This is a genomic window from Paenalkalicoccus suaedae (genome assembly GCF_006965545.2).
Taxonomy (GTDB): Bacteria; Bacillota; Bacilli; order Bacillales; family Salisediminibacteriaceae; genus Paenalkalicoccus; species Paenalkalicoccus suaedae.
This window is the reverse complement of sequence record NZ_CP041372.2, coordinates 1705725-1722141: the sequence shown is the minus strand read 5'-3', so window position 1 is coordinate 1722141 and position 16417 is coordinate 1705725. Positions and strand designations below refer to the sequence as shown.

The following is a 16417-nucleotide window of genomic DNA, read 5'->3' as shown; positions in this document are numbered from 1 at the left end:
ACGTATCCTTCAAATATTTTCAAAGAAGAAGCATGATTAGCATCACACGCTACGAACGCAAGAAAGCGCATCGAGCAGGGTTGATCATGCTCCGATGCGCGACGTAATTGTCTACTCTTTCTCAGCGTAATACATTAAAGCAAGTGCACCCGGTCCTGTGTGGGTACTAATAATTGGCGTTGTGTCAATGATTTGTAGCTCAGGAATAGTCGCCATCTCTTTAATCTTTTCCTTAAGCTGATTTGCAAGCCCCATTGCTTCTACCTGGGCAATTCCAATTCCTTTAATCACTTTACCTTTTGTTTCTTCTTCAATCTTTTGCGTCATAAATTTAATCATTTGCGCGTGCGTTCTCACTTTAGAAACTGGTGTGTAAACGCCATCCTGCAAGGAAGCTATAGGCTTTATCTTTAAGAGGGAACCAACTAACGCTTTTCCTCTACCGATTCTACCACCCTTCACTAAGTACTCTAATGTATCCACCATTATATAAAGGGACGTATTTTTACGAACTTCTTCTAAGCGAGCTAAAATATCGTCCATGCTATTGCCTTCTGCCGCTAATCTAGCAGCCTCTTTTACTTGGAAGCTTAAAGCAAACGAAATATATTTAGAATCGACAACTGTCACGTTATGATCAGACATATCAGCAGCCGTTTTAGCGCTTTGATACGTTCCGCTCATCCCAGACGTCATATGTATGGAAATAATCTCAGAGCCGTCTTTCCCAAGCTCGTCATAAACCTCTAAAAATGCTCCTGTAGAAGGCTGTGAGCTTTTAGGAACATCTTCTGACTCTACTAACATCTTTACATATTCTTTAGCAGTAATATCTACCCCATCAAGATAAGATTTCCCATCCACCGTTACAGTAAGTGGTACAACCTTTACCCCTAATGCGTCAAGCTCTTCTCTTGGGATGTCAACAGACGAATCGGTTACGATCTTAATTGTCTTTTCCACGTGAACACTCCTTTGAAATTATCTCTTTTTCTCGATGATACTATATATTGTGGTGCTTGTTAAGCGCTCTCTGTTAGATAATCGACAATTTTCGTTCATCTTGCATTAAATCTCACCAGCATTCCTTTACATGAAAAATGAGTTGTTCTCCTTTATCTCGAATAATTTTCTTAAGAAATTTGTCATTTGGTGAGTGCTTTATGATAAAATAAACGGTGCTGCAATCGAAGATACGTCCATTTTCACAGCAACAAAAAGGAGTGAAGACGTGTGACACACCAATTTGACGCGCCGTTTATAGCGATTGAAGGACCGATCGGCGTTGGTAAAACCTCTCTATCCACCATGCTTGGTGACTATTATCAGTTTCACCTATTGAAAGAAATAGTGGATGAGAACCCATTTTTATCAAAGTTTTACGAGAACATTGACGAGTGGAGCTTCCAAACAGAAATGTTCTTTTTATGTAACAGATTTAAGCAATTAGAAGATGTATATGTGAACTATTTAGCTAATGATAAACCTGTTATTAGTGATTATCATATTTTTAAGAATCACTTATTTGCAAAGCAAACGCTTCACGAGAGCCACTTTCAAAAGTACGATCGTATTTATTCTATTTTAACTGGAGATTTGCCAAAACCAAATCTCATTATTTATTTAGATGCAAGCTTAGATACATTAATGGATCGTATAAAACTTCGTGGTCGTGAGATGGAGCAAGCGATGAGCATTGATTACTTGAATCAGCTATCGCATGACTATCGCCAGTTTATGAAAGAACACGAACGGGTGTATCCTCATATTCCTGTAATTCGTATTGATGGGGATAAAATGGACTTTGTTTCGAAAAAAGAAGACTTTAACAGAATCGTTGATCAAATAGATGAAGGTCTAAAAAGAAAACGCTCGTTATTATAGTGCACGGAGGGAAATAAAATGGAAAAAATAGAACATCAATTAGCACCAAATTCATTAATTACGTTAGCTGGAACCGTAGGGGTTGGTAAATCGACGTTAACGAATACTTTATCTGATGCACTTGGTTTTAAACCTGCGTTTGAGAGCGTTCAAGGGAATCCCTATTTAGAGGACTATTATCAAGACTTTAAGCAGTGGTCCTTCCACTTACAAATGTACTTTTTAGCAGAACGTTTCAAGCAACAAAAACGAATGCATGAAGAAGGACTTGGGTATGTCCAAGACAGAAGTATTTATGAGGATGTTGGGATCTTTGCCCGACTTCAGTATGATCAAGGTAACATGACGGATCGAGACTTTACTACATATCATTCTTTATTTGAAGCAATGGTTATGAACCCTTATTTCCCAAAGCCAGATGTGCTCATTTATATAGATGGTTCGCTTGAGAGTATCATGAGTCGCATCGAAGAGCGTGGTCGACAGATGGAGATTGATACGCCACTTGAGTATTGGCAGGATCTATATACACGTTATAAATCGTGGATTGCTGACTTCAAAGAATGTCCTGTTCTGCATTTAGACATTGATCACTACGATTGTAACGATCCTGCTTCTATTGCTGAGATTGTGCGAGCACTCGAGGAGTTACAAGCATCTAAAGATAAATCTTACGTGAAGCTAACGTAATAATAAAAGGTCGAGACAAAGGCGAGTCATTTGTCTCGACCTTTTCGATGTAGACTAGGAATGGTACTGGTTATAAAAGAGGTAAGGTTATTCGAGACTGTTACTTTATACCAAAATAACAGGTTACTGCGTGCATGTGCCTATTAGTTGCGAGAGTATAGTCAATAACAGCGAGCGTGTGATCAATAATGGCATTCTACTGATTAATTGCTGAAGCCACGATCAATGGACAAGCCTCGTTTGATCAATTACAGCGAAAAAAGATTTGAACCGTGCGTGTCTAGTCATAACTATGTAATCTACGGAAAGAGGCTGGAACAGTTATATCTAATCTGTCCCAGCCTCTTATTAATTCTTATTCTATTTCTTTCTCCTCTTGCTGTAGCCTTTTGAGTCTTCTCTTGTAAACAATCTTAGATAAAGAAATACTTATTTCATAGAGTAAAATTAGCGGTATGATTACAAGAACGTCAGAGAGAAAATCTGGTGGTGACAGTAGTACACTTACGACAACGATACCGAAATAAGCATACTTTCTGTTTTTGTGCATTCCCATAGGTGTTAATATACCAATGGATGTTAAAAACATGACTACTAAAGGCATCTCAAACAAGAAGCTGAATGGTACTGTCATTCTTAATACGAATTGGAAATACCGATCCGCTGTGAACATCGTTTGGAACGTCCCCTCACCTAACGCAAGGAGGAAATTCAACACAATCGGGAGTACAACAAAATAGCCAAAAGCAAGTCCACCTATAAACAATAGGAACGAAGCTGGAATATAAACGGCTGTTGCACGTACTTCAGCCTTCGTTAAACCAGGCTTTGAAAATAGCCATATTTGAAGAACTGCCACGGGCAAGGTTACTGCAATAGCTAACACTGCCGCGATACTAAAATAAATGACAATAATATCAAGCGGTCCTAAAACCGCTAGCTGCATATCTAAATCCTTCGTAATCCACGCATAAATATCTTGAATGTAAATAAATACGGCTATAAAAGCTATGATAAAAACCGAAGCAATTATAATAATTCTTTTTCTAAGCTCGTCTAAGTGATCGACGATATCCATATCCTGCGACATAGAAAAACCCCTTTTACCTATCCAATTATCCTCTAAAAACAAAGGAAAAGCTTGTCCGCTTTAACAGGAACAAGCCTTCATCAATCTACTTTTTGTTTTGTGGAGTAGAATCATCGTCCTGTGTTAATTCTTTTGCAGAGTTACGAAACTCTTTTAACGTCTGGCCCATCGCCTTTCCGATCTCCGGAAGCTTTTTAGGTCCGAAAATAATAAGTGCAATGACAAGAATTAGAATTAATCCAGGAATACCAATATTACTAATCATATTTAACCCTCCTTGGCTCAGCTTGTGAACCTATTGACAGTTACATCAACGAAGAAAACGCACTCACAGTTTTCATGACCTTATAGTAACATATTAAAAAGGGTTGTTGCTAGTTAATCTTCATCTATCTGTAACAAAAGTGTGTCAATAGAGACTCCCTCACCGTACGCAATAGCATCTCCGTTCCTGACGTCTTCTCTTTCAACTCGTTCTGGAATAGTCTCTTCTATGACCTCAGATGTGGTAATAGGCTCAGATTCTTGAGAAGTGGTTCTATCATCCTCAAAAGTCTCTGTTGAGTCAAGAGGCTCAGGATCCTCTTCATCTATAGCTTCCTCTTCTGGACTAGGCTCTACCAAACTTTGATCCTGCCTCGAGCTATCTAGCGTCGTTAACGTCGGTGGTTCAGGAGTGATGATCGTTGTTAATGTAATCACCCACACACTGATTGCAACAAGTGCTGCTACGATTACAGCTATCCATTTTTTCATTTCCATCATCTCCAATTATGGTACTATCGAATTAAACGCAAACTTTTAAATAGTTATTATTTACTAAGGAGGTTACCCCTATGCATGCCATTATACTCAATAATTCTTCAAATAATCAAGTGATATATCAAAAGATAGTCCAAATTTCATCAGGACTTTCGTTGAATCCGCTTCCATTTTTTCTTGCTAACACTTCTGAGGCATCTTTAGCAAATTTAAAACAACAGCTACTTTCTAAATTAGATGTTTTACAAGGAATTATTATCCTAGGCGGCGATGGAACCTTGCAGCTCATTTGTGCCTATTTACACGACCTTAATCTTCCCTTTGGCATCATAAGGGCAGGATCTGGAAATGATTTCGCAAGAGCACTTCGCATTCCTAAGCATCTTAAGCATGCCTTGCAACGAATAGCGAGCAATTCACCTAAAAAATATGACACCCTCTATGCTTGCGATCGTCTAGTACTCTCTGTGTGTAGCGCTGGAGCTGATGCCTTAACTGCCAAAGCCGTCAATGAATCTCGGCTAAAGTCATTGTTTAACAAAGCCTACATTGGCCGTTTTATCTACATCTTTTTATTTATGAAAATACTATTCACCTATAAACCACAATCATACGATCTTTATATTGATGACAAAAAGCACTCGTTTAAAAAAATCTGGCTCTTAGCAGTTGGTAATACGCCTTATTATGGAGGCGGTGTCCCTATTTGCCCCTCTGCCGATCCATGTGATCAAAAAGCGACCGTGACAGTAGTAGACTCCTTATCACGAGCAATGATCTATCTCGTATTTCCTCTTGTATACATAAAAAAACACGTAAACCTGAAAAAGGTTCACGTGTTAGAAGGAGAAAAGATAGAAATAGTTACTGATACCCCTATTTATATGCAGGGTGACGGCGAACTATTACCCTCTGATAAACAAATTTCTATTAAGACTATGCCTGCTAACGTGTCTTTCTATTAAGAGTGAACGAATGTGAGACGGAGTTCTTTGCAGCATGGTCCCTTTCTATAAACGTACACTTATTGTTTCTATCTACTAAAATTACGGTGCTCGTTCTCGTCCCATACCCCTCTATATCTATATAGATGGAGGATAAGCTTCGTTCTAACTCATCTGATACACCAGTTTTAGGTAGTGATGATGCTTCATATGGCTCCGCATTCGCTAATGAATGGAACAAGTACCCTGTAAGGTCATCACCTTTAAGTGATTTACTGTCTGTAATCTTTGATTCAAGAGCTCTCATTTTTGGCCACTTATCATCGAGATTACCATTTGACATGGCGTGTACACCAGAGGTTAGTATGCTATCCAGTTCATTATGATTAGAGACATACTGTAAGCTAGTTATATCTCCATAGAGAAGATTAAACCCTGCGAAGTGCTCCTTCTCATTTAAACGAGCATAGAATGCCCGCTCATCTCGCAAATACGATGTTACTAATTCTCCTCTAGAATGAGGGAAAGAGGACTGTGCCTCCTCCCTTCTTACATTTGTTAATGTCGCTAGCTTGCCTGACTTTGTCATTCCAAGCCAAGTGCCGAGCATATCAAGGTCCTGACCAGCTAATATCCCATCGTCCCACCAGTAAGCATTTTTTGTAGGGCGATGTAAAAATTCGTCGCGATTAGAAGCTAAGATAAATGGGTATTCTGGGTGATGGTTTAACGCTACTCCTACTATACACATACTAGTCATCCCCTATCGTTTTGTTTGTAGAATATAATAAGCAATGCCACACAAGATAAACACAATAAATCCAGGCGCAATGGAGGCTGGCAAAAGTAAATACACAAAGAAGCCGCCAACAACAGTGATTAAAGCTATTTTGTTCATTGAACGTTGACTATCCTTTAAGTGCTCCACTTCAATCTTCCCTTTTTTTATCACTAAAAAGTCGGTAACAACTACAGCAGCTAATGGAATAATAAACGCTCCAAGTAACGAAATAAAGCTTTCTGCTTGCTCGACGATTCGAGGAAAACTACTTAGAAGAACAGCAACTCCTCCAAAAATTAGTACGCTCGTGATACGTTTTAATTGCGGAAGACTATTTAGTAAGCTATACCCTCCCGTGTAAGCGTTATTCACATTAATGATCAACATACTACAAACCGCCGCAGTAAATATTAATATGCTAACCGCAGTTCCAGACAGCGCGCTGACTTGAACGAATGGATTCCAATCGTTCGTTAAGGTTGCCGTGTACGCACCTAGAATGGCTGTTAATAAAAATCCAAGTGAATTACCGATATAAATACCAGTAAATGCATGCTTAGGTGATTTAGCATACCTCGCTAAGTCTGCAGAAGAACTTACGCCTGATACGTATTGAACAAACGCTAAGCTTGCATAAAATAACATAACAGAAACCGATGTTTCTGAAGAATGAGAAATACCTGTTGCTTCTTGGCTAGAAAGGATCCAGAGCATGGAGGCAATACTCATTAATAATATCGGCATAGATAACTTAGTGAATCGTTTCATTGCCTGAAAGCCTACTAAAGCAACGGTTACCATGACGATTCCCAAGCTCGCGGTTAATAGTGGCAATGGTAGTTCGATCCCAAAGCGAGCTAAAAGTTCACGTATGACGTAAGCTCCTCCAATTGTTTGCACGGCAAACCAATACAGAGAGGTTAACGTACGTATAGGGGAAGAAAGATACATCGCGCCTTTAATACCAAAAATCGAGCGCATTAAATACTGAGCAGGTAGTCCGTATTTAGCGCCTGGTATTGCAAGCAAGGAGACAAAGAAAAACGCGGTGACAGCTCCAATCACAGTTGATAATACTGCCATTTGGAAGGATAAGCCCCCTTGCATGACAGCAAGTGCAGGGACTAACATGTTGCCCGCGTTAACAGCTATTGCTGTTTGCATGACAATATATTCTGAAGCAGTCGTTGTTTTTGATGACGTAGGAACAGGTTCGAGACCAATTCGTTCTAATTTAGGGGCAATTGCACGCATAAAACACGTTTCATCCTTTCACGGGTACCTTTTCGTTAAAAGCCTTTCTTATCATATCTCAAATAGAGCGGAATTTATAGGTTCGTGCACGCCTTACCTGTAACCCTCATATTTGTAACAACTATTTTTTCGTCGTATACTTTTAAGTAGGATACTAAACGCGCCAAACCATTCTTGTTCGCTATGAGATGAAACCATTTCGAGAATACTTTCGTAAAGAAAGACGACTAGGCTTTTAAATGGAGGGGAATACGTTGATGAATGAAGAAAAAGATACAAATGAGCTAGTAAACTCGGAGAGTGTAACAGAGGACACGGATTCAAGTACGAATGAAGTTGCTCCTCAGAGAGATATTCAAGAAATTTTAAAGACGATCAACACATTAGGTGCTCGTGAGCAAGAAAAAGCCGGAGAATCACTCGAGGCTTTAAAGCGCCCAGTGACCGATATGATGAACGATCCAAATCATAACCTACCTGACCAGCTTTCAAAATTAAAAGAAGTAGTGTCTGAGCTTGAGCCAAATTATTTACAACAAGGGAAGTTCAAACAGTTTTTATCTAAGGTAGTTAGGAAAAGCCCTATTGATAAATACGCAAGAAAGTATCAGTCTGTAGAATCTGAGGTTGATACGATTATCGAAGCATTACTTCACGGCAAAGATAAGCTTCAAGAAGATACCGTAATGCTTCATCAGCTAAAAGATATCGCACGCGAGCGAATTCATGGATTAAATGAGCAAATTGACGTGGGGAAGGAATTAAACGTTCTTTTAGAGCAAGAAGCGCAAAAGGACGAGTGGAAAGATGACCCAGTCCCACTTCAAAAAGGGCAACAAAAAGTATTAACGCGTATTAAAAATATGCAGCAGGCGGTTCTCGTTCTTCAGCAGTCACTCGCTTCGGTCGATATTATCGTTGAGAATAACGATAAGCTTGAAGAAGCTATTTTTAACTCCATTACGATGACGCGCAATATCATTACCGTAACAGCATCTATTCAGCTCTCATTAAGCAATCAGCGCCAAGTAATTGATGCCGTACAAAACGTAAATAAAACGACAGAATCTATGCTGTTAAATAACGCAGAGCTGTTAAAGTCCAATACGGAAGAAACACTCAAAACACTTGAGGAGCCTGCTATTGCGATGGAGACATTCCGTAAAGCTTATGAGGACGTTTACGCTGCCATTGAGATGACAGAACAATCAAACGAGCGAATTATAACATCCAGCAAGAAATTCATATCTGAAATGGAGCAGCTAAACTCGGAAATGGAGCGAAAGCTACTCAACTAAGGAGGAAACGAGGTGAGTACCTTGTCGTGGCGAGAAAAACTCTTGGAGCATCGATTTGTGACTCCTTTTTTACCAAATTATCTAAAGCCGTTGGATGATCCAACGCTTGTTAACGAACAAACGAAGGAATTCGTCTATGAAGCCGAGGAGTTTATTTCAGATCTAGCTGCGCTCTCTGAATTACCTCGTTTAAACAAAACCTTCAAACGAAGTATTCACGGATACTCGTATAAGATAAAAATAAAAGCAAAAAAGATCCATTTAGAAATGATCGATACACAAAAGTCTTCTTCAACGATTAAAAAGCGTTTGTTTATTACGATGTTCAGACGTCATATTAAGCAAGAGGGCGGAATTGGCAAGGTCGCTGATTCTACAATCTATTATCAGAAGAACGGTCGCACATCCGTACGAAACGTGAAACGACACCCAGCGTTTTTGTCGCTGTTTTATCATATTCATCGATTAGACTTGTCGATTTCTGGAGAAGACATTCCAGATACGGCTGTTTTATTAGAGCAGCATGACTCCTCTAAACCTCAGCCTTTACCTGAAGGAGAGGATCAGCTCGCTCTTTTAAAGAATCATTTAGCGGATGTACAAACTAGGTTCGCTTCTCTTGATCCATCGATTGAGGCTACGCTGTATCAAATTAAAGAAGCTGTCGATAGTTACGAAGAAGAATTTCATCTACTAGACGTAGAAGAGCGTCACCGTTTGAAGCGAATGATTCTTCACGATATTCCTAGTACCTTGCAAACCTATCTTTCTCTCTCTTCTGAAAAGCAGAAAGAATCTTTGCCAAAAATCATCCAGTCCTTTAAAAATATGCACAGCTTTTTACTATCTCAATCAAGAGATCTCGAAAAAACACGCATGGATCGGATGAATCATTTATTAACATTGAACGATTTACGCTACAAGCAGTCTGATAATAAGGGTACCTCTACTTCAGAAATGATGCGAAAACATCAGAAGCAATTTACGGACGATATGTAATGTGTAGATAAAAACAGGCTGGGACAAAGGTAAAACGACTTTTGTCTCAGCTTTTTTTATGGTTGTGGAAGCACGTGCTACGTAGGTAACTGAGTGAGGTGGTTGGTGTTAGAGTTCGATCCGTCGCGAATATCGAGGCGGGGCTCTTTTTTGCGCGGTTTTTTTCCCTCTACGCAGTCGTTCTTGATTTTCGCGCGGTTCTCCTCTATTTTTGCGCAATCCGTGCTTCAACTCGCGCAGTTCGCCACTTTCAACTTGCGCGGTTTTTCACACTTTCGCAATCGCGGAATTCCACCCTACCCATCCACTCAAAAAAAGAGTAACCAACTTATCACACATTGGCTACTCCTTTAAAATCAGCAATCGAATTATAAAAAACACTTTTTACATAGCTTTAAAATAATCCTGCAAATAGTCGTAGTCACCTTTTAGAACTAATACTACTGCAATAATATATTTGCGGTTACGCTCCATTGTTTTTCGACTCATATTTATCTTTTCCATAATAACCTTCATAGGGAGACGCTTTTTTTCTTTCATGTAGCTGACAATTGATTCATCATTTGCTATAAGTGAAGCAATCTCTCGCATATTCTCTCTTGCATCTCGATGTTTTGGACGTTGCTTTGCTACGTCAGAGAGCGAGATTTGATAGGATTTTAATGTTTCTTCTAAGTGTTCTATTTCTTCGCGTCGTTGTCTTTCTTCTAGGCTTAATAAAAATTGATCATAGGAGGCCTCAGCCTCTGCCATATTCTCTACGTTCTCTTTCTCTTCCCCTTTATAATCTAAGGAGATCGAAAAGCTTCTTCTCTGCTCTTTACGAATATAATCGATTACTCTTCGTTTAATAACTAGATTTGCAAACGTTAAAAAGGAGCTCCCTTTTTGTACACGGTAATGATGTATCGCTTCATTAAAAGCGATCAGTCCAACACTGAATTCATCATCAACACCTGGCACGATAAATTTTTTGCAAACACTCGCCACTACTTTACGTATATAAGGAATATATTGCTTTATAAATTCATCTTCCATTGTTTTTTGCCCTGCCTGGATGGCTTTTATTTTTGTGTATAGGTCATCTGTTGGTTGATGAGTTAAGTTTAGTAGCAACCTCAACACCTCTGTCATCTAAGTTATAGTAAATCATGCCCCTTTTTATTTCAGGCACATGTCACATAATACCGCGGTGACAACATCTAAAAGAGTGCTTATGTACCCAACTGCTAGTTACATTTGCGTGATACGAAGTTTACAGGAGTGTGACGACATCATTTTGTAACAAATGGTTCGCTCGATAGCCATCAACGTGCGAAGCAGGCTTTTTCGACAAAATTCTGTTACGTTATATTACATTTTCTCGCATAAAAGAAATGGGTACTAAGACTTAACCAGCCTGCTATCATAGCTAGAATCTCTTGCTCGTGGTAGTATAGAGGAAGATTATATTTTGATAATGAGGGATAAGTATGAAACGTGAACAAGCAACGAAATGGATTGGAAACACGGTTATTGTGGAAGAGGATTCGCATGGCGCATATATCGGCGTATTAAATGACGTGCAAGCAGAGCCTAAAAAGCCTTGGGTTGGAGTTGTTACGATTAAAGGTATTGAACGCGCTCCACATTTTTCGACAGACCTAACAAGTCTTAAGACGCTTAAGTATGAGAAAGATGAGCAAATTACGGTTCAGGGACGAAAAATTGAGCCGTTAGAAGTTCCAATTAGACGTTCATTCAGAGAATCGTATGCCTATGCGATTAAAGATGTGTATACAGAGTTATCAAAGGGTCATCAATTAGTGGAAACAAAGCTTCACACGCTAGAGCAGGAGCTTCGCAAATGGCAGGCAGATCACGTGTTATCGGAAGACGCGTATGTGTATTACCATGTTGTCCAAGACGGCAAGCGATTCTCGTTATATGACGAGGCAAAAGGAGAAGCTCTTTCTTTAGAATCATGCCCTTTCGAATTTGAACTGTTTGTTGATGGACAGTGGTGCTCTGCCCTTTACTCCTCCAAAAATGTATTTGAATTAACAGAGGGTAAAAAAGTGCGAGTAAAACACGGCGAAAAAATTCGTCTTAACAAAGGTCAATTTGATCCTTACCGAATCTTATTAAATGAGCTTGAGCACCCATCGTTACACGCACTTCAAGAGGGACTCACGTCATTCGGCTTAGGACATGAACATTGTGTTTATTGTCACAACACGCTATTAGAGCAACTACTATCATCGTCAAAGCAGAAGGAATTTGCTGGTGTGAATTTTATTTCGTTTAAAGATAAGGATCAACAAATACTTGTATTGCATCACTTTAAACGTCTTTTAGTAGAAGATGGAGAAGACAAAATAAACGATCGATTTGAGTTTACTTCTGATAATGGCGTTCGTTCCATTACCTCCTACGTATCTGAAGTTAATAAAGAAAGTTAATAAATGGAAAGACGCAGCCTCCTACTCGGAGCTGCGTCTTTCTTCGTCTATATCTACTGATTCAAGATGTTGAGTCTGATTTTCATACGAATACCAAGCGAAAAATCTCTCTTTTTGTTTATCGCTTATGTGAGGAAGATGAAATGTTTTTCCCGATAGTGTCGTAAGAACTGACACATGTATCGTGTGAAGCTGATCTACCTTTTGCAAAAGATGCTGAGACATATCCATAGTTTGAATACGCTTTTTAGGCAGATACACATCTGTCTTAGCAATCCCTCTAGAGCGCATACATAAGTAAGTTGTTTCTGTCGTAATACCTGCAGCTTTGTATTGCAAGTAGCCGATGAATGCTCCAGCTAGTGGAAGCAAGAACGACACGTACCCATACGGTAAAAAATATGTTGCTATTCCAGCAAGGATTGTTGGAATCAGAATAAGTTTAATCATATATCTGCGCATACTCTTTTTGGGGAGACCTTCATAAGATGGTGTAAATGCGAAATCTGATGCAAGCTCTCTAAGCAGACCTTCCACTTCACTCCTCTTACAAAGCGGCAAAAGAATGGTGGATTGATCCTCATCCTTCGTACCTCCGCCGGCGCTTTCTACGTAAACAGAGACAAAGCCAAATGGCTCTCGAAGTAGGTTTTGTACAATCCTTACAGCCGTTATGTTTTTCTCGTTTATCGTTAATGACCGCTTCTCCAATACGCCTCTTGAGATATGAATATCGTGGTCATCCTTCTCAACCTTAAACTGGCCATACTTAAGTAGTGTTGATACGAAGGTGAAAAGCCACGCTAGCGCAAGAACGGTAACAACAAAAGCACCTATTAAAAGTAAACTCGATTGAAATAGCCTACTTAGCGCCATTTCGAATAGCCACTCCGGTAAAAAGGATGGAGCTTGAGATACAACGGCCGCAATAAACGTTGCCGCAATGCCTACTCCGCTAGATGTAGCAGCTGCTATTAAAAGCCTTTTTACAGAGAGATCCCATGTATAAGATGGCTCTCGCTTTTCTTCCTGCACTTCTTCCACAAACGCCGGTGAGTACTGCTCTTTAAATTCTTTTGGTCCATACACGTCATCATCATTATGTTGCAACGGCTCGTTTGGATGAGCATCTAATGAATCAGTCACAGGCTTACTACCCCGCCTTAGTAGCATTGCTTTAATCTGCTCTGCTTCCTCTTGGCGAAGTGCTGTAATTTTAAACTCTGCCTCACCTTGACCGCCGGCTGTTTCGATACGAAGCTCGACTAGTCCAAATAAACGTTGTAATAGCTTTGCGTTTATATCAATACTTTGAATTCGTTCGCGTCTAATGTAGCGGTTTTTTGTAAAGAATAAGCCTTGTTTAATTTGTAATTCCTCTTCATGCACGATATATAAAAATCGCCACCAAAAGATGAGCCCACTCACAAGTGAGCTAAGTAGAATGAATGCAGAAAAAAATAGGGTAAAAATAGTACTAAATGTATTTGATGATTGCCCTACGATAAAGACAGCAATAAGAGTAAAAATAACCTGCTTTAAATTAGATAAAAATGTAATAAATATGACGGCGGGATGTTGGCGTTTCCAACTATTCGTCATCTGGATCCGCTTCTCTCGCAAGCTTTGCAATCTGATCACGTAATGAATCAGCGTCCACCACATCAAGACCTGGAATTTCATGGACGGTTGCCGCTGTCGAGACGGTTACAGTTGCTAGCTTATAATGTCTTAAAAGAGGTCCCTGTTTTGTATCAACATGCTGTACTCGGATCATTGGTATGATGACTCGTTGCACAATAAAAACGCCTCTCATAAGCTCTAGTTCATTGTCATACACTTTATATCGCCATTTCCGCCACTTTAATGGCTGTATATAAAATGTATTAATAATCATTAGGACTGCTAAAACACCTAAAATAGAAAAAAGAATATAAAGAGGAATGGTGAAGAAGATCGATAGTATCGCATAGATCCCTCCAATAATCGCAAGATAGATAACTTGCAGTGCAGACGCGATTTTCCAAACCGTTAGCGTTTTTTCAGCTAACGGTTGATCTGGAATCGCACGGATCGTATCCTCGTTCCATACTTCTGGTTCTTGCATCATTCCTCTTCTTCCTCTGAAACGTACTCGATTTCCACACCTTTTTCTTTTAATAGAGACAGTACTTCCTCGTTTAACTTTTCGTCTCTAAGTAGTCCTAGAGATGGCGCAAGCTCTAATACCTCGAGCTTCCCTCGATCCGCATCTTCAATAAGCTCAATAATGTCTGATAACTGTCTTTCCTCTAATTCTTTCATTAGTTCTTCCTGTGTCATGTATACTCTCTCCTTAATCGTTGTCAAACGCCTCGGTCATTTGCTTCCATACAGAACCTTTTGCTTTTTCTCCACTCTCAATTCTAGCTAATGCTAGCTTTGCCTGAAGCGCTACTTCAAATTCACTGTCTTCCTCTGCTTTCTTTAAAGCTGGCACTGCTGTTTCATCCCCAATTTCATATAGGAACATAGCCGCTCTCCATCGAACTAACTTATTTTTATCTTCTAAAGCTGCAATCATAGCAGGCATTGCCTTTGTGCTACTAATATCCGACATCGCATCACCTGCTGTACGTCTAACCGTAATCGACTTATCTGAAAGTGCCTTTTCCAAGTAAGGAATCACCTGTTCATCCTCAATCATACCAAGATAAATCGTTGCTAATCGACGAATCGATGGCTTCTCATCCTCTAGCGCTTTTTCGAGTAGCGGTAAGTCATCTAAGGATGGATCTATTTGTTCTAGCATCGCAAAACGCTTCTTCCAATCCTCTTCTTCAAACATCGGTAGCGTGACCTTGAGCCAATTTCTCTCCACTTTTTTCTTTTCTGGTTGCAACGCAGCATCCACAAGCTTATCTAAGCGTTCGCTCGTATAGCTTGCCTGTAGCTCTTCAGACACCTCATTTGCAACGTCCTCTAAAGCACCATAGCGTGGCTTTTGGTCCTCCCACTTCCTCATAAAGACGACGTTATCTTCATCTTTCGTTGCCTTCGTCACTGCATCAATAAACTGAACAGGAAGCGCTTCGCGATGCTCACTTTCACCGTCCGTCACCTTAACCTGCATTGGAATATCTTTAAAAACTTGAATTTGGACAGAAACTTCGCCGAAATGCTCATCCACCTCATGAGAATGAACATCTGCTGATTCTTCTCCAAATACTTTTCGAACGGCAGGAAGAACTTCCTTCCAGTCTTTTTTAGGATGTCTATCTACCGCAATAAAATCTGCGACGTGGTAAGCTCCCGTCACTCCGTCAATTGCTAGTATGTCCTTAATAAAATCAGGCGCACCTTCGACTGACTCTTTTGTATAATTATTTGCCGTACCTTGAGGTAAGGATTCACTCAGAGTAAATTTCATCGTATTTGGACTCGGTGTTGGTTCTACTGATATAATTCGCATCCAATATTTCCTCCTTCAAACTAATAAGTCTCTTCTATGTTATCATATCCAGTATAATCCCCAAAACGTCACGTTAAAAAGGAGACTACAGGAATGAAAAAAATCGCAGTGATATCTGATATTCATGGCAACATGCACGCGTTACAAGCAGTTTTAGCAGACATCAAGTCTCAATACATTGACGAAATCGTCGTATTAGGTGATTTAGCCTTTAGAGGTCCTCATCCAAATGAGTGCGTGGACCTAGTTAAAAAGCATGCGAGGTACGTCATTAAAGGTAATGCAGATGAATGGGCAGTTCGAGGTATTCACGAAGGTGAAGTACCAGAGCATGTCCTAGATGGCATGAGAACAGAACAAGCCTTTACGCACTCCCAATTAACAGAAGAAAATCTTACGTACCTTCACTCGCTTCCTGAAACACTAGAGTTACCTTTAACAAACAAAAAACAGCTGTTTGTTTTTCACGCTACGCCAGATAGTCTATTTGAGGTCGTGCCAAGTGACGCATCTAACGAGAAATTATTAAAGCTAATAGCATCAAATGAGCGAGCCAATCTGTTTGCCTATGGGCACATTCATGTTGCCCATCAACGGACGATAAATGGAAAACTCGTTTTTAATACTGGCAGTGTTGGACTTCCTTTTGACGGTGATAATCGTGCATCATACGCAATTGTTCACGCTAAAGATGATGTTCAATTAACACTAAGAAGAGTAAGTTATGATATTGACGCCGCTGTAGAAGCACTAGCTAGCTACCCAGCACACGCTATTCCATTACTTACTCATGTGTATACAAACGGCGCTTTGCCGAAGTAGC

At 39.8% G+C, this 16417-nt stretch carries 18 protein-coding genes; 7 read left to right on the top strand and 11 right to left on the bottom strand.

Annotated elements, in window-relative coordinates; all coding sequences use genetic code 11:
• Positions 1 to 111 precede the first annotated feature (111 nt).
• Complete coding sequence (locus tag FLK61_RS09305; RefSeq protein WP_176009194.1) at positions 112 to 963, bottom strand: DegV family protein; 852 nt, start codon at positions 961 to 963, stop codon at positions 112 to 114.
• A 270-nt stretch (positions 964 to 1233) separates the two neighbouring features.
• Here FLK61_RS09305 and FLK61_RS09300 point away from each other — a divergent pair, with 270 nt between their 5' ends.
• Complete coding sequence (locus FLK61_RS09300) at positions 1234 to 1884, top strand: deoxynucleoside kinase (RefSeq protein ID WP_176009193.1); 651 nt, start codon at positions 1234 to 1236, stop codon at positions 1882 to 1884.
• Between the two features lie 18 nt (positions 1885 to 1902).
• Positions 1903 to 2574, top strand: a complete 672-nt coding sequence (locus FLK61_RS09295) for a deoxynucleoside kinase (protein WP_176009192.1) — start codon at positions 1903 to 1905, stop codon at positions 2572 to 2574.
• Positions 2575 to 2929: 355 nt separating this feature from the next.
• On the opposite strand, the gene tatC is transcribed toward FLK61_RS09295, so the two are convergent.
• The 3 genes from tatC to FLK61_RS09280 all read right to left on the bottom strand — a co-directional run bounded on the left by tatC (position 2930) and on the right by FLK61_RS09280 (position 4420).
• Positions 2930 to 3664 (bottom strand): twin-arginine translocase subunit TatC, encoded by a 735-nt coding sequence (gene tatC / locus FLK61_RS09290; RefSeq protein ID WP_249777710.1) that lies wholly within the window; start codon positions 3662 to 3664, stop codon positions 2930 to 2932.
• An 85-nt stretch (positions 3665 to 3749) separates the two neighbouring features.
• The gene (tatA, locus tag FLK61_RS09285; RefSeq protein ID WP_176009191.1) at positions 3750 to 3929 is read right to left on the bottom strand and encodes a twin-arginine translocase TatA/TatE family subunit; all 180 of its coding nucleotides are present in this window, start codon (positions 3927 to 3929) and stop codon (positions 3750 to 3752) included.
• 113 nt (positions 3930 to 4042) lie between these two features.
• Positions 4043 to 4420, bottom strand: coding sequence for a hypothetical protein (locus FLK61_RS09280; RefSeq protein ID WP_176009190.1), 378 nt, complete (start codon positions 4418 to 4420; stop codon positions 4043 to 4045).
• 80 nt (positions 4421 to 4500) lie between these two features.
• Here FLK61_RS09280 and FLK61_RS09275 point away from each other — a divergent pair, with 80 nt between their 5' ends.
• Positions 4501 to 5391: a diacylglycerol/lipid kinase family protein gene (locus tag FLK61_RS09275; RefSeq protein ID WP_176009189.1), complete on the top strand. Its 891-nt coding sequence runs from the start codon at positions 4501 to 4503 to the stop codon at positions 5389 to 5391.
• Here FLK61_RS09275 and FLK61_RS09270 read toward each other — a convergent pair.
• Positions 5372 to 6121 (bottom strand): NRDE family protein, encoded by a 750-nt coding sequence (locus FLK61_RS09270; protein WP_176009188.1) that lies wholly within the window; start codon positions 6119 to 6121, stop codon positions 5372 to 5374. The two genes, FLK61_RS09275 and FLK61_RS09270, sit on opposite strands and share 20 nt — an antisense overlap.
• 12 nt (positions 6122 to 6133) lie before the next feature.
• Complete coding sequence (locus FLK61_RS09265) at positions 6134 to 7405, bottom strand: purine-cytosine permease family protein (RefSeq protein ID WP_176009187.1); 1272 nt, start codon at positions 7403 to 7405, stop codon at positions 6134 to 6136.
• A gap of 257 nt (positions 7406 to 7662) precedes the next feature.
• Between FLK61_RS09265 and FLK61_RS09260 the strand changes: the two genes are divergently transcribed.
• Both FLK61_RS09260 and FLK61_RS09255 read left to right on the top strand, forming a co-directional pair.
• Positions 7663 to 8703, top strand: coding sequence for a toxic anion resistance protein (locus tag FLK61_RS09260; RefSeq protein WP_176009186.1), 1041 nt, complete (start codon positions 7663 to 7665; stop codon positions 8701 to 8703).
• A 12-nt stretch (positions 8704 to 8715) separates the two neighbouring features.
• On the top strand, positions 8716 to 9702 hold the full coding sequence (locus FLK61_RS09255; protein ID WP_176009185.1) for a hypothetical protein: 987 nt from the start codon (positions 8716 to 8718) through the stop codon (positions 9700 to 9702).
• A gap of 384 nt (positions 9703 to 10086) precedes the next feature.
• Here the strand turns inward: FLK61_RS09255 and sigI are convergent, their stop codons facing one another.
• Complete coding sequence (gene sigI, locus FLK61_RS09250) at positions 10087 to 10818, bottom strand: RNA polymerase sigma-I factor (RefSeq protein WP_176009184.1); 732 nt, start codon at positions 10816 to 10818, stop codon at positions 10087 to 10089.
• Positions 10819 to 11174: 356 nt separating this feature from the next.
• Here sigI and FLK61_RS09245 point away from each other — a divergent pair, with 356 nt between their 5' ends.
• The gene (locus FLK61_RS09245) at positions 11175 to 12143 is read left to right on the top strand and encodes a DUF2777 family protein (RefSeq protein WP_176009183.1); all 969 of its coding nucleotides are present in this window, start codon (positions 11175 to 11177) and stop codon (positions 12141 to 12143) included.
• Positions 12144 to 12164: 21 nt separating this feature from the next.
• Here FLK61_RS09245 and FLK61_RS09240 read toward each other — a convergent pair whose 3' ends face one another.
• Genes FLK61_RS09240 through FLK61_RS09225 form a run of 4 tightly spaced genes read right to left on the bottom strand, consistent with a single transcriptional unit; the run spans position 12165 to position 15594 of the window.
• Positions 12165 to 13745 (bottom strand): PH domain-containing protein, encoded by a 1581-nt coding sequence (locus FLK61_RS09240; RefSeq protein WP_176009182.1) that lies wholly within the window; start codon positions 13743 to 13745, stop codon positions 12165 to 12167.
• Positions 13735 to 14253: a PH domain-containing protein gene (locus FLK61_RS09235; protein ID WP_249777709.1), complete on the bottom strand. Its 519-nt coding sequence runs from the start codon at positions 14251 to 14253 to the stop codon at positions 13735 to 13737. The genes FLK61_RS09240 and FLK61_RS09235 overlap by 11 nt, the downstream gene beginning before the upstream one ends.
• The gene (locus FLK61_RS09230) at positions 14250 to 14465 is read right to left on the bottom strand and encodes a hypothetical protein (RefSeq protein ID WP_176009181.1); all 216 of its coding nucleotides are present in this window, start codon (positions 14463 to 14465) and stop codon (positions 14250 to 14252) included. The genes FLK61_RS09235 and FLK61_RS09230 overlap by 4 nt, the downstream gene beginning before the upstream one ends.
• 13 nt (positions 14466 to 14478) lie before the next feature.
• Complete coding sequence (locus FLK61_RS09225) at positions 14479 to 15594, bottom strand: conserved virulence factor C family protein (protein ID WP_176009180.1); 1116 nt, start codon at positions 15592 to 15594, stop codon at positions 14479 to 14481.
• A 93-nt stretch (positions 15595 to 15687) separates the two neighbouring features.
• Between FLK61_RS09225 and FLK61_RS09220 the strand changes: the two genes are divergently transcribed.
• Positions 15688 to 16416 (top strand): metallophosphoesterase family protein, encoded by a 729-nt coding sequence (locus FLK61_RS09220; RefSeq protein ID WP_176009179.1) that lies wholly within the window; start codon positions 15688 to 15690, stop codon positions 16414 to 16416.
• Position 16417 lies beyond the last annotated feature (1 nt).